Genomic DNA, 25,183 nt, shown 5'->3' with positions numbered 1-25,183 from the left:
TTTTCATGACAAAACGCACCCCGATCCACCAGCTTCAAGTGGCCACGTCTTTGTACGACTTCATCGAGCAGCAGGTGCTGCCCGCGACCGGCGTTCAGAGCGCGAAGTTCTGGAAAGGTTTCAGTGACATCGTGACCGACCTGGCGCCCAAGAACATTGCCTTGTTGGCCGAGCGTGACCGCATCCAGACCGCCATGGACCAGTGGCACACCGCCCACCCCGGCCCTGTGGCCGCTGGCAAGGACATGAAGGAATACCGCAAGTTCCTCAGCCAGATCGGCTACCTGGTGCCGGAACCCAAAAACGCCAAGGCCACCACGGCCAATGTGGACGACGAGCTGGCCAAACTGGCCGGTCCCCAGCTGGTGGTGCCGATCCTGAACGCCCGCTACGCCCTGAACGCGGCCAACGCCCGTTGGGGCAGCTTGTACGATGCGCTGTACGGCACCGACGCCATCAGCGAAGCCGATGGCTGCGAAAAAGGCACGGGCTACAACCCCAAGCGCGGTGCCAAGGTTATCGACTACTGCCGCAACGTGCTCGACCGCACGGTACCCCTGAAGACCGGCTCGCACGTGGGCAGCAAGGGCTATGCCGTCAAAGCGGGCAAGCTGGTGGTGACCCTGGCCAATGGCAAGAGCACCGCCTTGGCCAACGCCAAGCAGTTTGTGGGTTACACCGGCGATGCCAAGGCCCCGGCCTCCGTGCTGTTCGTGCACAACGGCATCCACCTGGATCTGCAGATCAACAAGAGCACGCCGATTGGCAAGACCGACCCCGCTGGTGTGTCCGACCTGATCGCGGAGAGCGCGCTGTCCACCATCCTTGACCTCGAAGACTCGGTGGCCGCTGTGGACGCCGACGACAAAGTGCTGGCCTACAAGAACTGGCTGGGCATCTTGCAAGGCACCCTGAGCGAAGAAGTGCAAAAAGGCGGCAAGACCTTCACGCGCACCATGAACGGTGACCGCGAGTACACCAAGCCGACAGGCAAGGGCACCGTCAAGCTGCATGGACGCTCGCTCATGTTCGTGCGCAACGTCGGCCACCTGATGACCAACCCGGCAGTGACCTGGACTGCAGCCGATGGCAGCACCCAAGAGATCCCTGAAGGCATCCTGGACGCCATGGTCACCGTGACCTGCGCCTTGGTGGACCTGCAAAAGAAAAAGAGCCACCCGCTGCGCAACAGCCGCACCGGCAGCGTCTACATCGTCAAGCCCAAAATGCACGGCCCCAAAGAAGTGGCCTTTGCCGACGAGCTGTTCGGCCGTGTGGAAAAGGTGCTGGGCCTCAAGCCCTCCACCGTCAAGCTGGGCATCATGGACGAAGAGCGCCGCACCAGCGCCAACCTCAAGGCCTGCATTGCCGCCGCCAAGAGCCGCGTGGCCTTCATCAACACCGGCTTCCTGGACCGCACCGGTGACGAGATGCACACCTGTATGCTGGCTGGCCCCGTCATGCGCAAGGGCGACATCAAGAACAGCACTTGGCTGGCCGCCTACGAGAAGAACAACGTCAATGTGGGCCTGGCCTGCGGCCTGCGCGGCCGTGCCCAGATCGGCAAAGGCATGTGGGCCATGCCCGACCTGATGGCCGACATGCTCAAAGCCAAAATCGGTCACCCCCTGGCCGGTGCCAACACCGCCTGGGTGCCCAGCCCCACCGCCGCCACACTGCACGCCATGCACTACCACCAGGTGGACGTGCCTGCGCTGCAAAAGCAGATGGAAAAGGCCGTGGCCAAGCAAGACGCCAAAGCCTTGCGCGAAGAAACCCTCAACCAGTTGCTGCAGTTTCCGGTGGTCGCCAAAGACGCCGCCAACTGGTCGGCCGAAGACAAGCAAAAGGAACTCGACAACAACGCCCAGGGCATCCTGGGCTATGTGGTGCGCTGGGTGGACCAAGGCGTGGGCTGCTCCAAAGTGCCCGACATCAACGGCGTGGGCCTGATGGAAGACCGCGCCACGCTGCGCATCTCCAGCCAGCACATGGCCAACTGGCTGCACCACGGTGTCGTGACCGAAAAGCAGGTCAAGCAAACCATGGAGCGCATGGCCGCAGTGGTGGACGGCCAGAACGCCGGTGACCCCGAGTACAAGAAGATGGCGGGCAACTTCGCCAAGTCGGCCGCCTACAAGGCCGCATGCGACCTCGTCTTCAAGGGCAAGGCGCAACCGAGTGGCTACACCGAGCCGCTGCTGCACGCCTGGCGCCTGAAGGTCAAGGCGGCCTGATCGGTTCTTGGCTTGAATCAAGCGGCTCCTTCGGGAGCCGTTTTTCATGGGGGGATAGGCCATGGCCACGTTACGGTCGGCTTTGGCACTTGCCCTTATGCTTGAGCGCATGACTTCCAACCCTCGCTCCCTGTCCGGTCTGCTGCCATTTCTCAAGCCTTACCGCTGGCCCTTGGTGCTGGCCGGGGTGTTCCTTTTGCTGGCGGCGGGGGCCACGCTGGCCTTCCCCTGGGTGCTCAAGCAGTTGATCGATCAGGGCCTGAGCCAGGCGTCGTCTGCGCAAGACCTGGCACTGCACTTTGCCGAACTGTTTGGCGTGGCGGCGGCGCTGGCGGTGTTTTCAGCAGCGCGTTATTACATGGTCAGTTGGTTGGGCGAGCGCATCACCACGGATGTGCGCAACGCGGTGTACAGCCATGTGCTGCACCAGAGCCCGGCGTTTTTTGAAACCACCCAGTCGGGCGAAGTGCTCTCGCGCTTGACCAACGACACCACGCTGGTGCAGACGGTGGTGGGCTCGTCTCTGTCCATGGGTTTGCGCAACCTGGTGATGGGTGTGGGCGCGGTGGCCATGCTGGTCTGGACCAACCCGATGCTGATGCTGCAGGTCATGGCCGTGCTGGTTCTGGTGGTCTTGCCCAGCGTGTTTTTGGGGCGTCGCGTGCGGCGGCTGTCGCGTGCCAGTCAGGACCGTGTGGCCGACGCCAGTGCGCTGGCCAGCGAAGTGCTCAATGCCATCCCGGTGGTGCAAAGCTACACCGCCGAAGGGCGTGAAGCCCGGCGCTTCACCGACTCGACCGCGCAGGCGCTGATGACCGCGCTGCGCCGCATCCGTGCCCGCGCCTTCTTGGTGGCCTTCATCATCATGGCCTCGAGCGCGGTGCTGCTCTGGGGCCTGTACATGGGCACACTGTCGGTGCGTGCGGGCACCAGCACAGCGGGCGAGCTGGGGCAGACGGTGGTTTACGTGATCATGTTGGCCAGTGCCTTTGCGTTGCTGGGCGAGGTCTATGGCGACATGCTGCGGGCGGCGGGCGCCACCGAGCGGCTCATGGAGTTGCTGCACAGCCGTTCGGCGCTGACATCACCTGCGCAACCGGTGGCCGCGCCCTGGCCAGCCGGAGGCTCGACGATCACTTTGGACGCGCTGAATTTTCACTACCCCTCTCGTCGCGAGCGCCTCGCGATCGACCACCTGAGCGGCACCATCCAGGCCGGACAGACCGTGGCGGTGGTGGGGCCGAGCGGCGCGGGCAAGACCACTTTGCTCGATTTGCTGATGCGTTTTCAGTCACCCCAGTCGGGCCGTTTGCTGATCGACGGGGTGTCGGTTGACGAGATGGCGCTGGAGGATCTGCGACAGCACATCGCGCTGGTGCCGCAAGCGCCAGTGATTTTTTCGGGCACAGTGATCGACAACATCCGCTATGGGCGTCCAGAGGCCAGCTTGCAGGAAGTCCAGGCCGCCGCCCGGGCTGCCTATGCCGAAGAATTCATCCAGGACTTGCCGCAGGGCTACGACACCGACCTGGGCGACCGGGGTGTGCGCCTGTCGGGTGGTCAGCGCCAGCGCATTGCGATTGCGCGGGCCATGCTCAAGAACGCGCCTTTGCTGCTGCTCGACGAAGCGACCAGCGCGCTCGACGCCCAAAGCGAACACATGGTGCAGGCCGCGCTCGACCAGGCCATGAGCGGGCGCACCACCCTGGTGATTGCGCACCGCTTGGCCACGGTGCAGCGGGCCGATGTGATCTGGGTGCTGGACCGTGGCCGTTTGGTGGAGCAGGGCACGCATGCGCAACTGCTGGCGCGTGGGGGGCTGTACGCCAGTCTGGCGGCCTTGCAGTTCACGGCGGCTGCCAGCGCCTGATCCATCGCTTGATCCGTCGCCTGCGCTGTCGTGTGGGCGTCGTCCCGTCAGGGGCGGTAGCGCTATGCTTGAGGTGTCACACCCCGGGTGGCACAGCACCAGCGGGGAATTGAACCGACAAGGACACACCGCCATGGACCTCTCCCGCTTCCCTCGCCGCCGCTACACCGAGTTCGCCACCCCATTGGAGCTGGCGCCCCGCTTTTCGGCCGCGCTCGCGGCCAGTTGCCCGGGGGGCGTGGGTCCACGCATCTGGATCAAGCGCGATGACATGCTGGGCCTGTTTCCCGGGGGCAACAAGACGCGCAAGCTGGAATTTTTGGCGGCCGATGCGCTGGCGCAGGGTGCTGACACGCTGATCACTTGCGGTGCGCCCCAATCCAACCATTGCCGCATCACGTTGGCCGCTGCGGTCAAGGAAGGGCTCAAGTGCCGCTTCGTGATCGAAGAGCGTGTACCTGGCAGCTACAGCGAAACGGCCTCGGGCAACAACTTCATGTTCCAGCTGATGGGCGTGGACGCGATCACCGTGGTGCCCGGGGGCTCCAACATGATGGAGGCCATGCTGAAGGTGCAAGCCGATGTGGCAGCACAAGGTGGCAAGGGCTACATCATTCCCGGTGGTGGCTCCAACGCGGTGGGTGGTCTGGGCTATGTGGCCTGCGCGCAGGAGTTGCAGCAGCAGTTTTTCGACCAGGGCGTGCGCATTGACCGCGTGGTCGTCGGTTCAGGCAGTTCGGGCACGCACGGCGGCTTGCTGGCCGGCTTCCTGGGCAACCACATCCGCATCCCGATCGTGGGCATCGGCGTGAGCCGCGACCCGGCCGATCAGGAGCCGCTGGTGCACAAAGAAGCGCAGGCGGTGGCCGACTTGCTGGACATCGGCCTGACCATCCCGCGCGAGGCGGTGGTGAGTGTGGGCGGCTACTGGCAGCCTAAGTATTCCATCCCCAACGCGGCCATGGTCGAGGCGGTGCAGATGCTGGCGCGCACCGAGGGCATCCTGCTCGATCCGGTCTACACCGGCAAGATCATGGCGGGCCTGATCGGGCTGGCCCGCCAGGGCTACTTCAAGCCCGATGAAAACGTGCTCTTCCTGCACACAGGGGGCTTGCCGTCCTTGCATGCCTACGAAGGGGTGGTGTTGGGTCGCGTCGCACCCGCAACGTGACACCCGATAGACTCGGTGGCTTGACCCCCACCTTGTCTCATGCCTGACCAACCGCACGACCCCCACAGCCTGCACGCCCTCAAGGCGCGCTACGGTGAGCGCCACCGCTGGCTGCTTCTGCTGTCGGTGATGCTGGGCACCATGGCCTCGGTCATGTCCTCGACCATCATGAACGTGGCCATTCCCGACATGAGCCAGCATTTCACGCTGGGCCAGACGCGGGTGCAGTGGGTGACTTCGGGTTTCATGGTGGCGACCACCTCTGCCATGCTCACCACGCCCTGGATGCTGTCGCGCTTTGGTTACCGGCGTACTTACGAAATTTGCATGCTGCTGCTGCTGTGCGGCGGCATTGGCGGGGGCCTGGCCGACGAATACAGCTGGGTGCTGGTGGCGCGCATCGTGGAGGGCGTGGCCGCCGGGGTGGTGCAGCCGATCCCGGTGATCATCATCATGAATGCTTTTGCGCCCGAAGAACGGGGCCGCGCCAGCAGCGTGTTTGGCACCGGGGTGGTGCTGGCGCCGGCGATTGGCCCGAGCATCGGTGGCTTGCTGGTCGATGCCTTTGGCTGGCGTTCGATTTTCTTCATGGTGGTGCCGCTGGCGCTGGCTGCACTGTGGCTGGCGCGACGGTATGTGCCGACCACCGCACCGGGTGGTGTGCCGGCCAATGTGGGCTCTGGCCGGCTGGACTGGCCGGGCTTGCTGCTGGCTTTGGCGGGCACGGTGCTGCTGCTCAACGGCATGGTGGCCTGGCGCGAGACCGGGGCCTCGCACGGTTTGCCCTTGCTGCTGGCCGCCTTGCTCACAGGCGCGGTGTTTGTGGGCTGGCAGCGCCGTTTGCAGCGGCGCCACCAGCACCATGCCCATGGGGCGCAGCCGCCCTTGATGGACTTGCGGGTGTTCACCCACCGCAGTTTTGTCATGGGCTCACTGGTGGCCATCATTTACGGCACGGCCCTGTTTGGCTCCACTTACCTGCTGCCGGTGTTCATGCAAAGCGGTCTGGGGCTGTCGGCCTCATATGTGGGCTCGGCCCTGCTGCCTGCAGGACTGGTGCTGGCCGTGACCATCACTGTGGTGGGTCGCTGGGCTGACCGCACCGACAAGCGGCGCCTGGTGCTGGTGGGCTTGGTGCTGTTGTCGGCCTCGTTTGCGCTCATGAGCACGGTGGACCCCGACAAGGGGCTGCTGATGCTGTGGTTGTGGGCTATCCTGGGGCGCATGGGGCTGGGGTTCATCTTGCCTTCGCTCAACCTGGGCTCGATGCAGGGCATGCCGCCGGCCTTGATCCCGCAAGGGGCGAGTGTGGTCAACTTTTTGCGCATGCTGGGCGGCGCAGTGGGCGTGAGCCTGTGCGCCATTGTGCTGGAGTGGCGGCTGGCCGAAGTGGGGGTGTTGCGCCTGGGCGAGGGCGATCTGCACACCCGGCTGCAGGCCTTTCACCACACCTTCTGGTTTTTGGCGGTGCTCACGGCACTGGCGCTCATTCCGGCGTGGCTGATGCGCTCGCCGGTTCACAGGAAAGACTGACACCATGTGCCAATTGCTCGGCATGAATTGCAACACCCCGACCGATGTGACCTTCAGTTTCAGCGGGTTCGCACAGCGTGGCGGGGTGACCGACCACCACAGCGATGGCTGGGGCATTGCTTTTTTTGAAGGCAAGGGCGTGCGCCACATGGTGGACCACCAAAGCGCCAGCACCTCGCCCGTGGCCGAGTTGGTGCGCCGCTACCCGATCAAGAGCCAAAACGTCATCGCCCACATCCGCAAGGCCACGCAGGGCGTGGTGGCGCTCGAAAACTGCCACCCCTTTGTGCGTGAGCTCTGGGGGCGTTACTGGGTGTTTGCCCACAACGGCAACCTGGTGGACTTTGCCCCGCGTCTGCACGGCAATTTCAAACCCGTGGGGCAGACCGACAGCGAGCGGGCGTTCTGCTGGCTGATGCAGGAGCTGGCCAAGTCACATGCCGGGGTGCCGAGCGTGCTGGAGCTGACACGCACATTGCAAGAGCTGGTCCCCCAAATTGCCAAGCACGGCACCTTCAACTTTTTGCTGTCGAACGGTGAGGCCCTGTGGGCTCACGCCAACACCCACCTGTACTACGTGTTGCGCAAGCACCCGTTCCATCAAGCCACACTGAGCGACGAAGACCTGAGTGTGAACTTTGCCGAGCACACCCGTCCCAGCGACCGCGTGGCGGTGGTGGTGACTGCGCCGCTCACCCTGGATGAAGACTGGGTACCCTTGCAGTCCGGCGAGCTGACGGTGTTTGTGGACGGTGCGCGTTTGGCCGTTTGACCTGTCAGAGGGCGACAGAAAGCACGCCTGGCTGCCGAAATGTGAAATTCAATGGTTTCGCTGTCGATTCGGCTCAAATAAATGGCAAAAATTTGAAATTCATCAAATCAAGCTTACACTTTCAAAACCCCTATATTTTTTGGGTGTTTCACCAAGAGTCTGCCATGCGCCTTCAACCCCCTTCATTTTTGCTTTTTTTGCAGATGGTGCTGGCCACTGCAGCTTGCGCCGCCACAGCGCTTGCGCACGCGGATGACAAAGTTCCGGTGGAAAAGCATCAGCTAGGGCACCCTTTGCCGCACGAAGGCCCGGAGCCGACCCCTGACAACGTGGTCACTGAAAACTGGAACTTCTTTGGTCAATACACGAATGTGACCCAATGGAATCGCCGCTTCAGAAGCCCGCGTCCGGTGATTGAGGACACCAAAACGTTTTTGCCTACGCCTCAGCGCGAGAGCACCAACGATGCGACTTTTTTCATTGGGCTTCGCCTGGCGCCACAGACCGAGTTCTACATCAATCCTGAGATCGATCAAGGTTTCGGTTTGAGCAATGCCATGGGGATCGCGGGCTACACCAGCGGAACCGCCTACAAACTGGGGCAGGCCAAGCCCTACGCCAAGCTGCAACGTGCCTTTGTGCGGCACACCGTGAATCTGGGTGGTGAGGTCCAGGCACTGGACTCCGAAGCCAACCAGCTTTCGGGCAAGCGGACCGCTGACAACCTGGTTTTCACGGTGGGCAAATTCAGTGTGGTGGATATTTTTGACAACAACCGCTACGCACACGATCCTCGCGGCGATTTCCTGAACTGGTCTGTTCTGGACAGTGGCGCTTTCGACTATGCCGCCGATGCCTGGGGCTTTACTTTTGGTGCAGCGGTCGAATGGAATCAGGGCGATTGGACTTGGCGCAATGGCGTATTCAACTTGTCGACCGTACCGGGCAGCACCAAGTTTGGCTTCAATTTCAAGCAATTCGAACTGGTCACGGAAGTGGAGCGTCGCCATCAGGTCGGTGAACGCTCCGGTGCCGTGAAGGTGCTGGCTTTTGTCAATCGTGGCTACATGGCCAGTTATGCCGATGCCGTGCAGTGGGGGATTCAGAACGCGCAGACGCCGGATGTGGAGGCTGTGCGCAAGCGGGCGTCAAATCCGGGGGCTGCGCTGATTGTCGAGCAGGAGTTGACGCCAACGCTGGGCATGTTTGTGCGTGCCAGTGCCAACAGTGGCAAGAAGGAAACGTTTGACTTCACAGAGATCACGCGTTCTTTGGTGCTGGGCTTGTCTCAAAACGGGGCGCCCTGGGGGCGTGCACAGGACACGGTCGGCGTCGCTGTGGTGCGCAACCACTTGAGCAAGAGCGGTCAGGCCTACTTTGACCGCGGTGGTCTGGGCATCTTGATCGGTGAGGGCTACATGCCGTACGCACCTGAAGGCATTGTGGAATCCTATTACCAGTGGCAGTTGAGCAAGTGGCTGGCTGTGGCCCTGAATTACCAGCGCGTGAGCAAGCCGGGCTACAACTACGAGCGCGGCCCCGTTCATGTGGGTGGTTTGCGCGTGCATGCCGAGTTCTGAACCGCAGCAGGAACATGGACATGAAAAATCTTTCGGTTTCATTTCGCCTTTTCATTCTGGTCATCCTCGGTGCCGTTGTCTCGAGCGTCATCGGGCTGATTGGGATCACTGGCATGTCTTCGGCCATCAGCAGCTTTGATTCGGTGCGTCACAACGAACTGCTGCATGTCCGTGATTTGGGTTTGATTGCAGACAAATATTCCAATGACATTGTCGATTTGCCGCACAAAGTGCGTAACGGCCGTGTGGAGTGGGCAAAAGCCAGCCAGAGCCTGGACGAAGCACGCAAGGTGATTGCCGAGCGGTGGGATGCCCATCCCCCGAGCGAAATGACCGGTGATGAGAAAGTGCTGGCGCAGGAAATCGAAGTGCTGACCGCCAAGGCTGCCCCTGAGCTGGATCGGCTCAAGCAGATTTTTGAAACCGAAGATCGGGCTGCGCTCGAGAAGTTCATCAACGTCACGCTTTACCCCACGCTGGACCCCATTGGGGACAAGATCTCCCAGTTCATGAACATGCAACTGGACGCTGCCGGCGATGAGTTTGAACGTGCCAACGATGCTTACACACTGAACAAATGGCTGGCCATTGTCGTGGTTGCAGGCGGTCTGGCTTTGGGTTTGTTTGCTGCCTTGTGGATTGTTCGCTCGGTCACCAAGCCATTGGGACAAGTGCAGGCGGTGGTCAAAAAGATTGAAACCACAGGTGATTTCAGTCAGCGCATTGGCTTTCAGGCGCGCGATGAAGTGGGGCAAACGGCCGCGGCCATCAACCGCATGCTGCAGTCCCAGCAGGAGGCCGTCTCCGAGGTCAACCGGGTGGTCACGGCCATGGCGCAAGGTGATTTGAATCCACGCATCCATGCCGATCTCAGGGGCGACCTGGCCCAGATGAAGGATGCCGTGAACGCCTCTGCCGATGCGGTTCAGAACACCATGGCCATCTTGGGCGAGGTGATGCAGAACCTGCAGAATGGCGATTTTTCTGCCCAGATTGATGCCCATGCCCAAGGGCAATACCAAGAGACATTGGACCGCTCGCGAGAAGCCATGCAGGCGCTGCGCGTGATGCTCGGGGATGTGGGGGCCGTGATGGCGCAGGTTGCGCAAGGCGATCTGACCCGCCGTGTGCAAGCCCAAGGGCGCGGGGATTTGGCCGTTCTCAAGGAAAACATCAACCAATCGCTGACTGCACTGGGTGTTGCCATGACGGCCATCCACGCCAATGCCCGCCAGGTCGCTGCAGCCTCGTCGGAAACCAGTCACGCCATCGCACAGATTTCCGATGGTTCCCAAAACCAGACCCATGCCATCGCCCAATTGGCTACGGCTGCGCGTCAGACGTCGACGTCGGTGACCGATGTCTCGCGCAACACCATGGTGGCCAGCCAGAAGTCGCAGGATTCCATGACCATCATGCGCCAGGGCATGCAGCAGATGGAACAAATGGTGGAGGTGGTCAACAGCATTGCCACCAATTCAGCCCAGATCAACAAGATCACGGAGGTGATCGAAGGCATTGCCAACAAGACCAATCTGCTGTCGCTCAATGCGGCCATTGAAGCCGCTCGTGCGGGCGAGCATGGCAAGGGCTTCTCGGTGGTCGCTGAAGAAGTGGGTAAATTGGCTGCCAACAGCGCCGAAAGCTCCCAGGAGATCGCTCGACTCGTTCAGCAGGCTGTGACTGAAACCGCACGCGCAGTCGAGACGGTGCGCCAGGTCAAACAGGGCATGGCTCAGATTGAATTGGGTGCACAAGAGGCCGATGGCATGTTGCAGCGCATCTCTTCCGCTCTGTCCCAGCAAACCAGTGCGATCGAAGAAATCAATGCGAATCTGGGCAGTCTTGAAAACATCGCACGCAGCAACGCCGCTGCTTCCGAAGAAATGACTGCCACCGTGATGGGGTTGTCACAAATTGCGGAAGCCACCCGCAAGGAGCTTGACCGCTTCCGCATCTGAGCTTCGCTCAGGCACGGTCTTGCTCACAGCTTAGGGACTGCGCAAGCCGCTTGCAGCGCGTCGATGAACAGCGCCGCTACATCGCAGCCCATCTGGTCGGTGATTTCCTGAAAGCAGGTGGGGCTGGTCACATTGATCTCGGTCAGGCTGTCGCCAATGATGTCCAGGCCCACCAGCATCAGGCCGCGTGCAAACAAAATGGGGCCGAGGGCCTCTGCGATCTCGCGGTCCCGCGCTGAAATGGGCTGGGCCACGCCTTTGCCACCCGCGGCCAGGTTGCCACGCACCTCGCCACCCTGCGGGATGCGAGCCAGGCAAAAAGGGACAGGTTGGCCACCGATCAGCAGCACGCGCTTGTCACCCTGGGCGATGCCGGGCAAGTACTTTTGCACCATCACGGTTTGCTTGCCACCCTGGTTGAGGGTTTCGATGATCGCACCCAGGTTCAGGCCGTCGGCGCCGACCTTGAAGATGCCGGTGCCGCCCATGCCGTCCAGGGGCTTCAAGATGATGTCGCCGTGCGTGGCGTGGAACTCGCGGATGTCGGCCTCGTTCTTGGTGACCAGGGTGGGCGCGATGAATTGCGGGAACTCCATGATCGCCAGTTTTTCGGGGTGGTCGCGCAAGGCAGCCGGGCTGTTGAACACTTTGGCGCCTTCGCGCTCGGCCTGACCCAACAAGTGCGTGGCGTAGAAGTATTCGCTGTCAAAGGGCGGGTCCTTGCGCATGACCACGGCGTCGAAGTCTTTGAGGGCGACGCGTCGCGTGCCGGTCTCGGTGAACCAGGCATCGGACAGACCGGTGAGCGTGATATCGCGCACCTGGGCCGAGACGGCTTCTCCGCGTTGCCAGCGCACACCGGTCATCTCGCAGGCCGAGACCTGGTGGCCGCGCTTGTGGGCCTCGCGCATCATGGCAAAGGTCGTGTCCTTGTAAATCTTGAACGATTCCAGCGGGTCGGCAACAAACAGCAGTTTCATAAACGGGCAGGGTCCAAAGTCAATGGGCGCACTGTGACACAGAACGCCAAAACGGGTGCGAAGCGGATTGCAAGGGGCTAGCCATCACCGGCGCACCACTTGCAAGCTGGCGGCCTGGCAGTGGATGCTCACCTGTTGGGCTTCACCCAGGTATTCTCCATCAGCGGCCAGGGGCACGCCTTGCACGCAAGCGATGTCCAGCTGTCGGTAGGGCCAACTGGCGATGCGCGGATGACCCAGGTGTCGACCGACCAGCAGCCGGGGCAGCATGAGCAAGGCTCCGAGCCGGCCAAACGATCCCGCCAGCAGGGCATCGAGCTGGCCATCGGTCAATTGCGCGTGCGGCACGGCCGGCATGCCCGAGCCGAAGGTCGGTGTGTTCAGGCTGGAGGCAAAGAGGCTGATGCCTTGGTGTTTCAAGTGCCCATCGCTGTGCAGCGTCAGGGTCCAGTGGCGCAGGTGGATCAACTCGTGCAGCGTGGCCCACAGGTAACGCGGCAAACCGCGCAGCCAGCGCGGGCCATTCAGGGCGCGAAGCCCGACGGCCGAGTCAAAGCCTGCGGTCAGGCTCGACAGAAAAGGGGTCTCGTGCGTCTGGCCTTGCAGGTCGCACCAGCGGGCCAGCCCGGTGTCGATGGCTTGCGCGGGGCCTTGCAGTGCCAGCGCCAGGGCTTGCGCCCAGGGCAGGCCATGGACGCCCCAGGCGCGGGCACTGTCGTTGCCGCTGCCCATGGGCACCAGACCCACGGTGAGCCGACGTGCCAGCAGCGTGGGCAGCCAACAGTTCAGCGTGCCGTCGCCGCCCACCACCACCACACGGCTGCCTTCGGGCAGCGACTGCAGCAGGGCCACGCTGTCCGAAAGGGCTTCAGGTGCAGCCAGTTGTGCATCCGGCGCATGCGCAGCCAGCCAGGCGCGCAAGGCCGGGACGCGGCGCGCAGCGCGGCCGCCTTGGGCGTGGGGGTTGAGCAAGACCAGTGTCATGTTTACTGAAAAGCGACTTCGGCAAAGCTGCGCAGCTTGCGGCTGTGCAACTGGGCGGGGCCTGCGGCGCGCAGCAACTCGAGTGCGCGGATGCCGATCTGCAGGTGCTGGTTCACCCGCTCACGATAGAAGTGGTTGGCCATGCCCGGCAGCTTGATTTCGCCGTGCAGCGGCTTGTCGCTCACGCACAGCAAGGTGCCGTAGGGCACCCGAAAGCGAAAGCCGTTGGCGGCAATGGTGGCACTTTCCATGTCCAGCGCCACGGCGCGGCTTTGGCTGAAGCGGCGCTGCGGTGTGTTGTCGGGCAGCAGTTCCCAGTTGCGGTTGTCGGTGCTGGCCACGGTGCCGGTGCGCATGAGGCGTTTGAGTTCTGCCCCATGGCAGCCCGTGACCTCGGACACCGCCCGTTCCAGCGCCACCTGTACCTCGGCCAGCGCAGGAATCGGCACCCACAGCGGCAGCTCTTCGTCCAGCACATGGTCCTCGCGCACATAGGCGTGGGCCAGCACATAGTCGCCCAGCTGCTGCGTGGTCCGCAGACCTGCGCAGTGGCCCAGCATCAGCCAGCTGTGCGGGCGCAGCACCGCAATGTGGTCGGTGATGGTCTTGGCATTGGCCGGACCGACGCCGATGTTGACCATGGTGATGCCGCTGTGGTCTTCGCGCACCAGGTGGTAGCCCGGCATTTGCGGCAGGCGTGGCGGAGCCGCGCCTAAAGCGTCTTCAGGCTGGGCGCTCAGCCCCACGCGGCGTGTGACCACATTCCCCGGCTCCACAAAGGCCACATAAGGGCTGTCGGGTTTGGCCATCTCGGCATGGCCCAGCGCGATGAATTCGTCGATGTAGAACTGGTAGTTGGTGAACAGCACAAAGTTCTGGAAGTGCACGGGGTTGGTGCCGCAGTAGTGGCGCAAGCGGTGCAGCGAGTAGTCGATGCGCGGCGCGGTGAACAGTGACAGGGGCGCGGGCTGGCCAGCGGCAGGCTCGTAGGTGCCGTTGGCAATCCCGTCGTCCATGGCGTTCAGATCGGGCAGGTCAAACACCTCGCGCATCTGGGCGCGGCGCTCGGCGCTCATCTCGCCTTCGATGTGGTCGTTTTCCGCAAATGAAAAATGCACCGGGATCGGCAACTGGCTGGTGCCCACCTCGAGCGCCACCCCGTGGTTGGCCAGCAGCAATGCAAACTGCTGGCGCAGGTAGACGGCAAACAGGTCAGGGCGCGTCAAGGTGGTTTCGTAGCGCCCGGCAGTGGCCACAAAGCCATAGCTCAGCCACTCGGACTCCAGGCTCTTGGGCGGCACCCAGCCGGTGGTGGTCTGCAGCCGCACAAAGGGGTAGCAGGCGCGTACTTTGTCGACCATGGGCTCGCCAGCGACATAGCGGCGCATGGCTTCGCGCAGGTGGTTCAGGCTTTGCTCGTAGATGGCTTGCACCCGTGCCAGGGCGGCATCGGCGCTGTCGAACACCTCGGGGGCGATGAAGGGGATCGGTCTTTGCATGGCCCCATTGTGCACACCTGGCATGACATTTTTCAGGCATGCAGGCATGAAAAAAACCCTGGGGCACCTTGCGGTGCGCTCAGGGGCGGGTCAGGGGCGTGAAGCCTGGAGGCTTACATGTTCCGACGGTACTGTCCGCCCACCTCAAACAGGGCATTGGTGATCTGGCCCAGTGAGCAAACACGCACCGCGTCCATCAGCACCTCGAACACGTTGCCGTTGTCGATCACGGCTTGTTGCAGGCGTTTGAGCATGGCCGGGGCCTGTGCGGCGTGGCGGGTGTGGAAGTCTTGCAGGCGCTTCAGTTGTGACTGCTTTTCTTCCTCGGTCGAGCGTGCCAGCTCCAGGCTTTCGAGCACTTCGTCGCCCTTGGGGTTGCGGAAGGTGTTGACGCCGATGATGGGCAGCTCGCCGGTGTGCTTGAGCATCTCGTAGTGCATGGACTCGTCTTGAATCTTGCCGCGCTGGTAGCCGGTTTCCATCGCGCCCAGCACGCCGCCACGCTCGGCGATTTTTTCAAACTCGGCCAGCACCGCTTCTTCGACCAGCTCGGTGAGCTCGTCGATGATGAAGGCCCCCTGGTTGGGGTTCTCGTTTTTGGCCAGGCCCCATTCGCGGTTGATGATGAGCTGGATCGCCATGGCGCGGCGTACCGAGTCTTCGGTGGGCGTGGTGATGGCTTCATCGAACGCATTGGTGTGCAGGCTGTTGCAGTTGTCGTAGATCGCGATCAGCGCTTGTAGCGTGGTGCGGATGTCGTTGAACTGGATCTCTTGCGCGTGCAGGCTGCGGCCACTGGTCTGGATGTGGTACTTGAGCTTCTGGCTGCGTTCGTTCGCGCCGTACTTCTCTTTCATGGCCACGGCCCAGATGCGGCGCGCCACGCGGCCGAGCACCGTGTATTCCGGGTCCATGCCGTTGCTGAAGAAGAAGGACAGGTTGGGCGCGAAGTCGTCGATGTGCATGCCGCGCGCCAGGTACGCTTCCACGAACGTGAAGCCGTTGGACAGCGTGAAGGCCAGCTGGCTGATCGGGTTGGCCCCGGCTTCGGCGATGTGGTAACCCGAAATGGACACCGAGTAGAAGTTGCGCACGTCGTGGTGCACAAAGTACTGCGCGATGTCGCCCATCACTTTGAGCGAAAACTCGGTCGAGAAGATGCAGGTGTTCTGACCCTGGTCTTCTTTCAAAATATCCGCCTGCACGGTGCCGCGCACATTGGCCAGTACCCATTCCTTGATCTTGGCGGTCTCGGTCTCGGTGGGCTCGCGGCCGTTCTCGGCCTTGAACTTGTCGATGTTCTGGTCGATGGCCGTGTTCATGAACATGGCCAGGATGCTTGGCGCGGGGCCGTTGATCGTCATCGACACTGAGGTGGTGGGGTTGCACAGGTCAAAGCCCGAGTACAGCACCTTCATGTCGTCGAGCGTGGCCACGTTCACACCCGAGTTGCCGATCTTGCCGTAGATGTCCGGGCGCAGGTCAGGGTCGTTGCCATACAGCGTGACCGAGTCGAATGCGGTGGACAGGCGCTTGGCGGGCATGCCCTCGCTCACCAGCTTGAAGCGGCGGTTGGTGCGGAAGGGGTCGCCTTCACCGGCGAACATGCGGGTCGGGTCTTCGCCCTCGCGCTTGAAGGCGAAGGTGCCGGCGGTGTAGGGGTAGCTGCCGGGCACGTTGTCGAGCATCAGCCACTTGAGGATTTCGCCGTGATCTTCGTACTGGGGCAAGGCGACCTTGCGGATGGTGGTGCCCGACAGGCTCTTGGTGGTGAGCGCGGTGCGGATTTCCTTGTCGCGGATCTTCACCACGTACTCGTCACCGGCGTAGGCTTTTTGCATGTCAGGCCACTGGGCCAGCAGCTTTTTGGCGGTGGGGTCCTGTGTCTCCTCACGGGCAACAGCCAGGTCGATGGCCGCTTCGGCGGCCTTGGCACGACCGGGCTTGCCTTCTTCGAGCATGCGGGCGGCTGCGCGCAGTTGCTGGATTTCGCGGGCCAGACGGGCCTGGGCCACGGCGCGTTTTTTGTAGCCACGCACCGTGTCGCTGATTTCTGCCAAATAGCGGGTGCGCGAGGACGGTACCACCGGGTTCTGGTGGGTGCTGTGGCGCACGTTGACCACAGGCAGGCGGCCTTCGGCGGCCTTCATGCCCAGCTCGGCCAAGCGGGTTTTGAGCGCTTGATACAGCGCGGTCACGCCGTCGTCGTTGAAGCGGGCGGCCATGGTGCCAAACACCGGCATCTCCTCTGTGGGTGCGCTCCAGGCTTCCTTGTTGCGCTGCACCTGCTTGGCCACGTCGCGCAAGGCGTCAGACGCGCCCTTGCGGTCAAACTTATTGATGGCCACGAACTCGGCAAAGTCCAGCATGTCAATTTTTTCAAGCTGGCTGGCAGCACCAAACTCGGGGGTCATCACATACATCGGCACATCCACATGCGGCACGATGGCCGCATCGCCCTGGCCAATGCCCGAGGTTTCGACCACGATCAAGTCAAAACCCGCCACCTTACAGGCCGCCACCACATCGGGCAGGGCGGCCGAGATTTCAGAGCCGAAGTCACGCGTGGCCAGCGAGCGCATGAAGACGCGCGAACCATTGGACCATGGCGCAATGGCGTTCATGCGGATGCGGTCGCCCAGCAGGGCACCACCGCTCTTGCGGCGCGAGGGGTCGATGGAAATCACCGCCACACGCAGGCTGTCGTCCTGGTCTAGACGCAGGCGGCGGATCAGCTCGTCAGTGAGTGACGACTTGCCCGCACCGCCCGTACCGGTGATGCCCAAAACGGGCACTTTCTTTTGCGCAGCTTGTTCGCGCACGGCCTTGACCACGCCCGCATCGGCTTTGTCGTTTTCCAGCGCGGTGATCAGCTGTGCCAGGGCACGCCAGTTCATCTCGCCGTGGCCTTGTATGGCTGCCACGTCTTTGGGCGCCAGTGGGCTCACGTCCTGGTCGCAGCGCATGACCATCTCGCCGATCATCCCGGCCAGGCCCATCTTCTGACCATCTTCGGGGCTGAAAATGCGCACGCCTTTGTCGGCCAGGGCGCGGATTTCGGCTGGCACGATCACGCCACCGCCGCCGCCAAAGACCTTGATGTGCTCGCCCCCCCGTGCTTTGAGCAGGTCGACCATGTAGCTGAAGTACTCGTTGTGCCCACCCTGGTAAGAGCTGATGGCGATGCCCTGGGCGTCTTCTTGCAAGGCCGCAGTCACCACTTCGTCCACCGAGCGGTTGTGGCCCAGGTGGATGACTTCGGCACCCATGCTTTGCAGGATGCGTCGCATGATGTTGATGGCGGCGTCGTGACCGTCAAACAGAGAAGCGGCGGTGACAAAACGCACCTTGTTCGTGGGGCGGTATTCCGCCAGCGCTTTGAATTCGGCTGAAAGGTCGGTCATTCGGTGTCTCCGTGGGCGGGCAAGTTGACGTTTACGTTAACGTCAATTAAAACCCACATCTTATCCGCTGCAGGCTTTCCTGTCACTGACGAGGCGGGACTGCCTTGAACGGCTATGATCTGATTCCGTTTTAGCTGTCTTGAAGCATCCCATGCATCCCAAATCAGACTCTGCCGTGCCTGGCGTGCAAGCGGCGACAGGTTATGCCGGTGACATCAGCCCCGAACTGGCCTGGTCCTGGGTTCAGTCGGGCGAGGCCGTGCTGGTGGATGTGCGCACCGACGCCGAGCGCACCTGGGTGGGCTTTGTGCCAGGCGCACAGGCGCTGGCCTGGAAGCAGTGGCCCGGCATGGCCATGAACCCCGAATTCGACGCAGGCATTCAGGCGCTGGGTGCGGGCGGGCGAAAGCTGGTGTTGCTGTGCCGCAGTGGTGTGCGCTCGATCGCTGCCGCGCAGCGCGCCACAGAGCTGGGTGTGGAGGCTTACAACATCCTTGAAGGTTTTGAGGGCGACCTCGATGCCAACGCGCATCGTGGGCACAAGGGCGGCTGGCGCTTGCGCGGCTTGCCTTGGCAGCAAAGCTGAGCAGCGTCCTTGCGCCTGGCGGCGCCTTCGTTACACCCCTGGTGGCGTTTGGGCCAGCATGACGCGGTTGGCCATTTCGTAGGCGTGCGCCAGTTGCAGCAAAGCCAGTTCGCCCTGCGGTTTACCGATGAGTTGCAGGCCCATGGGCAGGCCATTGGCGCCCCAGCCCGCAGGCACACTGATGGCAGGCAGGCCAGCCAGTGTGGCGTAAATCACGACTTCCATCCAGCGGTGGTAGGTGTCCATGGGACGCCCGGCCACGGTTTGTGGCCAACGCATGTCCACATCGAAAGGCCAGACCTGTGACACCGGGATGGCCAACACATCAAAAGATTTGAACAACTCGACCATGGTCGCCAGAAAGCGCGTGCGCGCTGCACTGGCCGCCATCAGCTGCGCGCCGGTGAGCTGCAGCGATTGGTCGTGCTCCCAAAGTGCTTCGGGTTTGATGTGTTCGCGGTTGGCCGGCTTGATCAGGAAGGGGGCCACGCGTGGCCCCACCAGAGCCTGACGCCAGACCAGCCAGGTTTGCCAGATCTGCTCGGGCGGCATGCCCAGCCGGGCTTCGTCCACGCGGCAACCCATGTCGGCGAAGGAGCCCAGGGCCGATTGGCAGATGTCGAGGATGCCATCTTCCATGGGCAGGTAGCCTTGCAGATCGCCGAGCCAGCCCACGCGCTGGCCACGCATGTCGGCATCGAGTGGGGCTGCAAAGGCTTGCGGATCACCCGTGAGGCTGAGTGGGCACAGGGGGTGCGCACCAGCCTGGGTGGACAGCAGCATGGCCAGGTCGCGCACATGGCGACCCATCGGGCCTTCGGTGCCCATCTGGGCAATGAAGACGTCGGTGGCCGGTTGCATGGGTACACGGCCTTGCGAGGGGCGCAGACCAAACACATGGTTCCAGCCGGCGGGGTTGCGCAAACTGCCCATGAAGTCCGAACCATCGGCCACACTCAGCATGCGCTGGGCCAGCGCCACGCCCGCGCCGCCACTGCTGCCGCCTGCTGATTTGCCCGGGTCCCAGGCATTGCGTGTGGGGCCAAACACCTCGTTGAAGGTGTGCGATCCCAAGCCAAATTCGGGGGTGTTGGTTTTGCCGATGACGATGGCGCCTGCGCCTTTCATGCGCTGCGCCAGCAGGCCGTCTTCGGTGGCCACAAAGTCTTTCATCAAGGGGCTGCCCAAACTGGTGCGCAAACCTTGCACATTGGCCAGGTCCTTGATGGCTTGGGGAATGCCGTGCAGCCAGCCCATCGATTCGCCACGGGCCAGTTGGGCGTCGCGTTCATCGGCCTGAGTGAGCAACGAAGCGCTGTCCACGCGGCTGACGATGGCATTGCTCTGTGGGTTCAGGCGGTCCACCTGGGCCAGCGTGGCCTGCATGACCTCGCGACATGACACTTGCTTGCTGTGTATCGCACGGGACAAGTCCAGCGCGCCGAGTTGGGTAATGTCCTGATGAGCGGTCGTCATGTTTCGCTTTATAGTGTTCTGGACCCTTGTTCAATGTCCCCGTCTTGACTGGAGTATCTGATGAAACGTCGTTCACTTTTTGCTGTGGCCACATTGGCGGCCGCCTTGCTGACCCCCTTTGTTGCGCAAGCCCAGGGCAAGACCCTGCGCGTGGTGCCGCACTCCAACATCACGATCCTGGACCCTGTCTGGACCACGGCCTTTGTGACGCGCAACCACGGCTACATGATTTACGACACCCTGTTCGGCACCGATCTGGCCGGCAAGGTCAAGCCCCAGATGGTAGACAAGTGGAACGTCAGCAAGGACAACCTGACCTGGACTTTCACACTGCGTGATGGCCTGGAGTTCCACGACGGCAAGGCCGTGACCAGCGAAGACGTGGTCGCTTCCATCAAGCGCTGGACCAGCCGTGACAGTTTTGGTGGTGTGTTGGCCAAGAGCGTGGACAGCTATGCCACGCCCGACGCCAAGACCTTTGTCATCAAGCTCAACAAACCCTTTGGCGTGATGCTTGAAGCCTTGGGTAAGCCCTCGTCCAACGTGCTGTTCATCATGCCCGCACGCATCGCAGCCACACCGGGCAGCGAGCAGATCAAGGAACACATTGGCTCCGGTCCCTACAAGTTCGTGCCAGGCGAATACAAACCCGGCGAGCGCCTGGTCTATGTGAAGAACGACAAATACAAGGCCCGCAATGAAGCGCCTGATGGCACCACCGGTGGCAAGCAGGTGAATGTGGACCGCGTGGAGTGGGTCATCATCCGTGACCCGCAGACCCAGTTCAATGCGCTGGTGGCTGGTGAAGTCGACATCGTCGAACAGCCTACCTTCGAGCAGTACGCTTCGCTCAAGGCGCAAAAAGACATCCAGCTGGTGGATGCCCAGCCTGCGGGCCTGCAGTTCATTCTGCGCTTCAACCACCTGCATGCCCCGTTCAACAACGTGAAGATCCGCCAGGCGGCCATGGTGGCGCTGGGGCAGGAAGCGCACCTCAAAACCCAGGTGGGCGCGCCCGGCATGTACACCTTCTGCAAGAGCATGTACCCCTGCGGCACCCCCTTGGCCAGTGACAAGACCGGCATCTACACCGGCATGGCCGACCCCAAGAAAGCCGCCCAAATGCTCAAAGATGCGGGCTACGACGGCACGCCCGTGGTGCTGATGCGCCCGACCGACCTGGCCGCGATTGCCAAACTGCCCCTGGTGGCCAAGCAGCAGCTTGAAGCCGCGGGCTTCAAAGTCGACATGCAGCAAATGGACTGGGCCACGCTGGTCGCACGCCGTGCCAAGAAGGACGCCCCGGCACAAGGGGGCTGGAATGCTTTCATGACCGCCTGGACGGCGGGCGACATCCTCAACCCGCTGACCATGGCCATGATGAATGCCGCTGGCGACAAAGGCTGGTTCGGCTGGCAGGACGACAAGCAGATCGAAGACCTGAAGGTCAAGTTCGCCCAGGCCAGCACCGACGCTCAGAAGAAACAGATCGCCGAGCAGATCCAGTTGCGCGCCATGGAAACCGCTTCGCATGTGCCGCTGGGCCAGTACTTCAACCCCGCTGCCCTGCGCAAGAACATTTCAGGCTTGGTGCCCGGGGGCGCGCAGGTGTACTGGAACATCCAGAAAAACTGATGGTTCAGAACCCTTGATCGGCTGAAGTTCCATGCTGAGATTCCTGCTGCAGCGCCTGTTGGCGCTGGTCCCTGTGCTGTTCACGGTGGCGGTGATCGTGTTCCTGATCCTGCGGCTCACGCCGGGGGATCCGGCCGCGGTGATCGCGGGCAACAACGCCACCAACGAAGACATCGACCGCATCCGCGAGCAGCTGGGGCTGACCAAGCCCTTGTTCACGCAGTTCATGATCTGGCTGGGTGGGGTGTTGCAGGGTGATCTGGGCTACTCCTTTTACCTGGGCAAGCCGGTGACCGAGCTGATTGCCCAGCGCATCGAGCCCACCTTGTCGCTGGCGGCAGGCACCATGGTGCTGGCCGTGCTGGTGGCGGTGCCTCTGGGCACGCTGGCTGCCTGGCGCATGGGCGGGTGGCTGGACCGTTTGTTGTCAGGCTTTGCGGTGGCCGGGTTCTCGGTGCCGGTGTTTGTGATCGGTTACGTGCTGATCTACCTCTTTGCCATCCAGCTGCAGTGGTTGCCGGTGCAAGGCTACCGCCGCCTGTTTGGCGAATTCTCGCAAGGCATCGGGGCCTGGGCTTACCAGCTGGTGCTGCCCTGGCTGTCTCTTGCCACCATCTATGTGGCGCTGATCGCCCGCGTGACCCGCGCCAGTGTGTCCGAGGCACTGACCGAAGACTACATCCGCACGGCACGCGCCAAGGGCGTGAGCGAGCAGGTGGTGCTGCTGCGCCACGCGCTGGCCAACGCGGCGGTGCCCATCGTCACGGTGATCGGCATCGGCATCGCTTTGCTGATTGGTGGCGTGGTGGTGACCGAAACGGTGTATGCCATCCCCGGCCTGGGTTCGCTCACGGTGGACGCGGTGCTCAACCGCGACTTCCCGGTCATCCAGGGCGTGGTGCTGTTCTTCAGCGTGTTGTACGTGTTGATCAACCTGCTGGTGGACTTGAGTTACCTCTGGCTGGACCCCCGGATCCGTTACTGATGAACGCCATCTTCCGAAAACTTCTCGCGCACACCACGGTCCGTTTGGGATTGGGGGTGCTGGGCCTCTTGATCCTGATCGCCTTGACCGCGCCCTGGCTGGGCACGGTGGACCCGGCCGCCATGGACTCGGGCAACATCAACACCCAGGCTGGCGTGGTGGGGCAGTTCGGCTTGTTGGACGGCACCAGCGTGGCCCACACCTTCTGGATGGGTTCAGACAACTTTGGCCGCGACATCTACAGCCGTGTGCTGTTCGGCACCCGCGTGTCCTTGCTGGTGGGCCTGTTCACCGCGCTGGTGGCGCTGTTGGTGGGCGGCGCTTTGGGCATGCTGGCAGGGTACTTCCGTGCACTCGATATGGTGCTCATGCGCTTCATGGACGGTTTGATGGCCATCCCCGCCATCCTGCTGGCCATCGCCCTGGTGGCGGCGCTGGGCGCGCAGCTCTGGACCGTGGTGGTGGCCATCGCCATCCCCGAGATCCCCCGCGTCACCCGCCTGGTGCGTTCACTCGTGCTGACCTTGCGCGAGGAGCCTTTTGTGGAGGCCGCCAAGGCCCTGGCCACGCCCACGCCGGTCATTCTGGTGCGCCACATCCTGCCCAACGCGATGGCTCCGCTGATCGTGCAGGGCACCTTCATTGCGGCGAGTGCCGTGCTGACCGAAGCGATCCTCAGCTTTCTGGGGCTGGGCTTGCCCGCCGACATCCCGACTTGGGGCAACATCATGGCCGAGGGCCGGGTGCAGTTCACCCAGTACCCGGGCAATGTGCTGTTTCCTGCGTTGTTTCTGGTGCCCACGGTGCTGGCCATCAATTTGCTGGGCGATGGCCTGCGCGATGTGCTGGACCCCAAATTCGCGAAACGGAGCGGCGCATGACGCACACCGCTTCTGAAGCTGTCCTGTCGATTCGTGGCCTCTCGGTCGCTTTGCCTGCCGGTGGCGACCGGGCGAACGCCATCACCGGGGTGTCGCTGGACATTCTGCCCGGCCAGACCTTGTGTGTGGTGGGCGAGTCGGGCTCGGGCAAGTCCGTCATGGCCACCACCGTGATGGGCTTGCTGCCCAAAGATCTGCAGCCCGTGGCGGGTGACATCGTCCTGCAAGGCGAGTCCTTGCTGCAGGCGTCCAAGTTGCGGCTGCGCCAGTTGCGTGGCAAAGCCATGGGCATGGTGTTCCAGGAGCCCATGACGGCCTTGAACCCGGTCATGAGCTGCGGCGATCAGGTGGACGAGTTGCTGTCCACCCACACCGACTGGCCCGCCGAGCAGCGCCGTTCCGAAATTTTGCGGGTGTTCGAGCGTGTCAAGCTGCCCGACCCGCAGCGCATGTTGCGCAGTTATCCGCACCAGCTCAGTGGTGGGCAGCGTCAGCGCATCGTGATCGCGATGGCCGTGATCTTGAAGCCCGCGCTGTTGATTTGCGACGAGCCGACCACGGCGCTCGACGTGACCACGCAAAAAGAAATTCTGCGTTTGATCGCCGACCTGCAGCGCGAGCAGGGCAGTGCGGTGCTCTTCATCACCCACGACATGGGCGTGGTGGCCGAAATCGCCGACCAGGTGCTGGTCATGAACCAGGGCCAGGCGGTGGAGAGCGGCGACTGCGAACAGGTGCTGCGCCGCCCCCGCGCCGACTACACGCGCCAGCTGCTGGCCGCCGTGCCCGGCATGACGCCGCCGCCCGCCAAGCCCGAGCCCCAGGGCCCTACGCTGTTGTCGGGCCAAGGCGTGGGCAAGACCTACATCAGCCACGACTGGCTGGGCCGCAGCCGCCCCACGGCCGCCCTCATGGATGCCGCCGTGGCCGTGCGTGCTGGCGAGACGGTGGGCATTGTGGGCGAGTCGGGTTCCGGCAAGTCGACCTTTGCACGTTGCCTGATCCGCCTGATCGACCCGACCGAGGGCCAGATTTGGTGGGACGCCGACGACGTGGCCCGCATGCCCGAAGGCCAGTTGCGGCCCCTGCGCCACCGCGTGCAGGTGGTGTTCCAAGACCCGAACCGCTCGTTGAATCCGCGCCGCACCGTGGGCCAGTCCATGGTCGAGGGTGCGATGAACTTTGGCCAGTCGCGTGAACAAGCCGAAGCACTGGCGGTGGAGTTGATGGCGCAGGTGCGTTTGCCAGTGGAGGCCTTGAAGCGCTACCCCAGCCAGTTCAGCGGTGGTCAGCGCCAGCGCCTGGCGATTGCCCGTGCACTGGCCTGCCGCCCGCAGGTGCTGGTGGCCGACGAGGCCGTGAGCGCGCTCGATGTGAGTGTGCAGGCCCAGATCCTGAATCTGTTGCGCGAGGTGCAGTCACGCCTGGGCCTGGGGCTGCTGTTCATCACGCACGACCTGCGCGTGGCCGCCCAGTTGTGCGACCGCGTGATCGTCATGCACCAGGGCCGCATCGTGGAGCAGGGCGCGACCGGCGACCTCTACGCCAACCCGCAGCAGGACTACACGCGGCGCCTGTTTGACGCTGCGCCAGCGGCCTTGCCACCTCTGGACTGAATACCACGGACGC

Annotated in this window: 17 protein-coding genes; 12 read left to right on the top strand and 5 right to left on the bottom strand. The window is 62.9% G+C overall.

Annotation, left to right across the window (positions count from 1 at the left end; all coding sequences use genetic code 11):
- Window positions 1–5 precede the first annotated feature (5 nt).
- From IC609_RS03425 to IC609_RS03395, 7 genes are all read left to right on the top strand, one after another.
- Window positions 6–2,237: a malate synthase G gene (locus IC609_RS03425; protein ID WP_191818040.1), complete on the top strand. Its 2,232-nt coding sequence runs from the start codon at window positions 6–8 to the stop codon at window positions 2,235–2,237.
- Window positions 2,238–2,346: 109 nt separating this feature from the next.
- Window positions 2,347–4,107: an ABC transporter transmembrane domain-containing protein gene (locus tag IC609_RS03420; protein ID WP_191818039.1), complete on the top strand. Its 1,761-nt coding sequence runs from the start codon at window positions 2,347–2,349 to the stop codon at window positions 4,105–4,107.
- A 133-nt stretch (window positions 4,108–4,240) separates the two neighbouring features.
- Complete coding sequence (gene cuyA / locus IC609_RS03415) at window positions 4,241–5,278, top strand: D-cysteate sulfo-lyase (protein ID WP_191818038.1); 1,038 nt, start codon at window positions 4,241–4,243, stop codon at window positions 5,276–5,278.
- 39 nt (window positions 5,279–5,317) lie between these two features.
- Window positions 5,318–6,811, top strand: a complete 1,494-nt coding sequence (locus IC609_RS03410) for a DHA2 family efflux MFS transporter permease subunit (protein WP_191818037.1) — start codon at window positions 5,318–5,320, stop codon at window positions 6,809–6,811.
- A gap of 4 nt (window positions 6,812–6,815) precedes the next feature.
- Entirely contained in the window at window positions 6,816–7,583 is a 768-nt protein-coding gene (locus IC609_RS03405; RefSeq protein WP_191818036.1) for a class II glutamine amidotransferase, read from the top strand.
- Window positions 7,584–7,747: 164 nt separating this feature from the next.
- Entirely contained in the window at window positions 7,748–9,163 is a 1,416-nt protein-coding gene (locus IC609_RS03400; protein WP_191818035.1) for a carbohydrate porin, read from the top strand.
- 14 nt (window positions 9,164–9,177) lie between these two features.
- The gene (locus tag IC609_RS03395; protein ID WP_333473629.1) at window positions 9,178–11,124 is read left to right on the top strand and encodes a HAMP domain-containing methyl-accepting chemotaxis protein; all 1,947 of its coding nucleotides are present in this window, start codon (window positions 9,178–9,180) and stop codon (window positions 11,122–11,124) included.
- A gap of 23 nt (window positions 11,125–11,147) precedes the next feature.
- Here IC609_RS03395 and gshB read toward each other — a convergent pair whose 3' ends face one another.
- The 4 genes from gshB to icmF form a co-directional block, all read right to left on the bottom strand.
- On the bottom strand, window positions 11,148–12,104 hold the full coding sequence (gene gshB, locus IC609_RS03390) for a glutathione synthase (RefSeq protein ID WP_191818033.1): 957 nt from the start codon (window positions 12,102–12,104) through the stop codon (window positions 11,148–11,150).
- A gap of 84 nt (window positions 12,105–12,188) precedes the next feature.
- Window positions 12,189–13,088 (bottom strand): diacylglycerol/lipid kinase family protein, encoded by a 900-nt coding sequence (locus IC609_RS03385; RefSeq protein ID WP_191818032.1) that lies wholly within the window; start codon window positions 13,086–13,088, stop codon window positions 12,189–12,191.
- A 2-nt stretch (window positions 13,089–13,090) separates the two neighbouring features.
- Window positions 13,091–14,587 carry an AMP nucleosidase gene (locus tag IC609_RS03380; protein ID WP_191818031.1) on the bottom strand — a complete coding sequence of 499 codons (1,497 nt, stop codon included), beginning with the start codon at window positions 14,585–14,587 and terminating at the stop codon, window positions 13,091–13,093.
- 113 nt (window positions 14,588–14,700) lie between these two features.
- Window positions 14,701–17,991, bottom strand: coding sequence for a fused isobutyryl-CoA mutase/GTPase IcmF (icmF, locus tag IC609_RS03375; RefSeq protein ID WP_191818030.1), 3,291 nt, complete (start codon window positions 17,989–17,991; stop codon window positions 14,701–14,703).
- A gap of 151 nt (window positions 17,992–18,142) precedes the next feature.
- Here icmF and IC609_RS03370 point away from each other — a divergent pair, with 151 nt between their 5' ends.
- Window positions 18,143–18,577 (top strand): rhodanese-like domain-containing protein, encoded by a 435-nt coding sequence (locus tag IC609_RS03370; protein WP_191818029.1) that lies wholly within the window; start codon window positions 18,143–18,145, stop codon window positions 18,575–18,577.
- Window positions 18,578–18,607: 30 nt separating this feature from the next.
- On the opposite strand, the gene IC609_RS03365 is transcribed toward IC609_RS03370, so the two are convergent.
- Window positions 18,608–20,053, bottom strand: coding sequence for an amidase (locus IC609_RS03365; protein ID WP_191818028.1), 1,446 nt, complete (start codon window positions 20,051–20,053; stop codon window positions 18,608–18,610).
- 60 nt (window positions 20,054–20,113) lie between these two features.
- On the opposite strand from IC609_RS03365, the gene IC609_RS03360 reads away from it, so the two are divergent.
- The 4 genes from IC609_RS03360 to IC609_RS03345 are packed head-to-tail and all read left to right on the top strand — an operon-like array spanning window position 20,114 to window position 25,170.
- Window positions 20,114–21,688 carry an ABC transporter substrate-binding protein gene (locus IC609_RS03360; RefSeq protein WP_191818027.1) on the top strand — a complete coding sequence of 525 codons (1,575 nt, stop codon included), beginning with the start codon at window positions 20,114–20,116 and terminating at the stop codon, window positions 21,686–21,688.
- Window positions 21,689–21,719: 31 nt separating this feature from the next.
- On the top strand, window positions 21,720–22,673 hold the full coding sequence (locus IC609_RS03355) for an ABC transporter permease (RefSeq protein ID WP_191818026.1): 954 nt from the start codon (window positions 21,720–21,722) through the stop codon (window positions 22,671–22,673).
- Window positions 22,673–23,554 (top strand): ABC transporter permease, encoded by an 882-nt coding sequence (locus IC609_RS03350; RefSeq protein ID WP_191818025.1) that lies wholly within the window; start codon window positions 22,673–22,675, stop codon window positions 23,552–23,554. The genes IC609_RS03355 and IC609_RS03350 overlap by 1 nt, the downstream gene beginning before the upstream one ends.
- Window positions 23,551–25,170, top strand: coding sequence for a dipeptide ABC transporter ATP-binding protein (locus IC609_RS03345; RefSeq protein ID WP_191818024.1), 1,620 nt, complete (start codon window positions 23,551–23,553; stop codon window positions 25,168–25,170). The genes IC609_RS03350 and IC609_RS03345 overlap by 4 nt, the downstream gene beginning before the upstream one ends.
- The last annotated feature ends 13 nt before the right edge of the window (window positions 25,171–25,183 follow it).

The sequence above is a fragment of the Limnohabitans radicicola genome (genome assembly GCF_014837235.1).
GTDB classification, from domain to species: domain Bacteria; phylum Pseudomonadota; class Gammaproteobacteria; order Burkholderiales; family Burkholderiaceae_C; genus Limnohabitans_A; species Limnohabitans_A radicicola.
The sequence above is the reverse complement of the archived record's forward strand: the minus strand, read 5'-3'. Positions and strand labels throughout refer to the sequence as shown.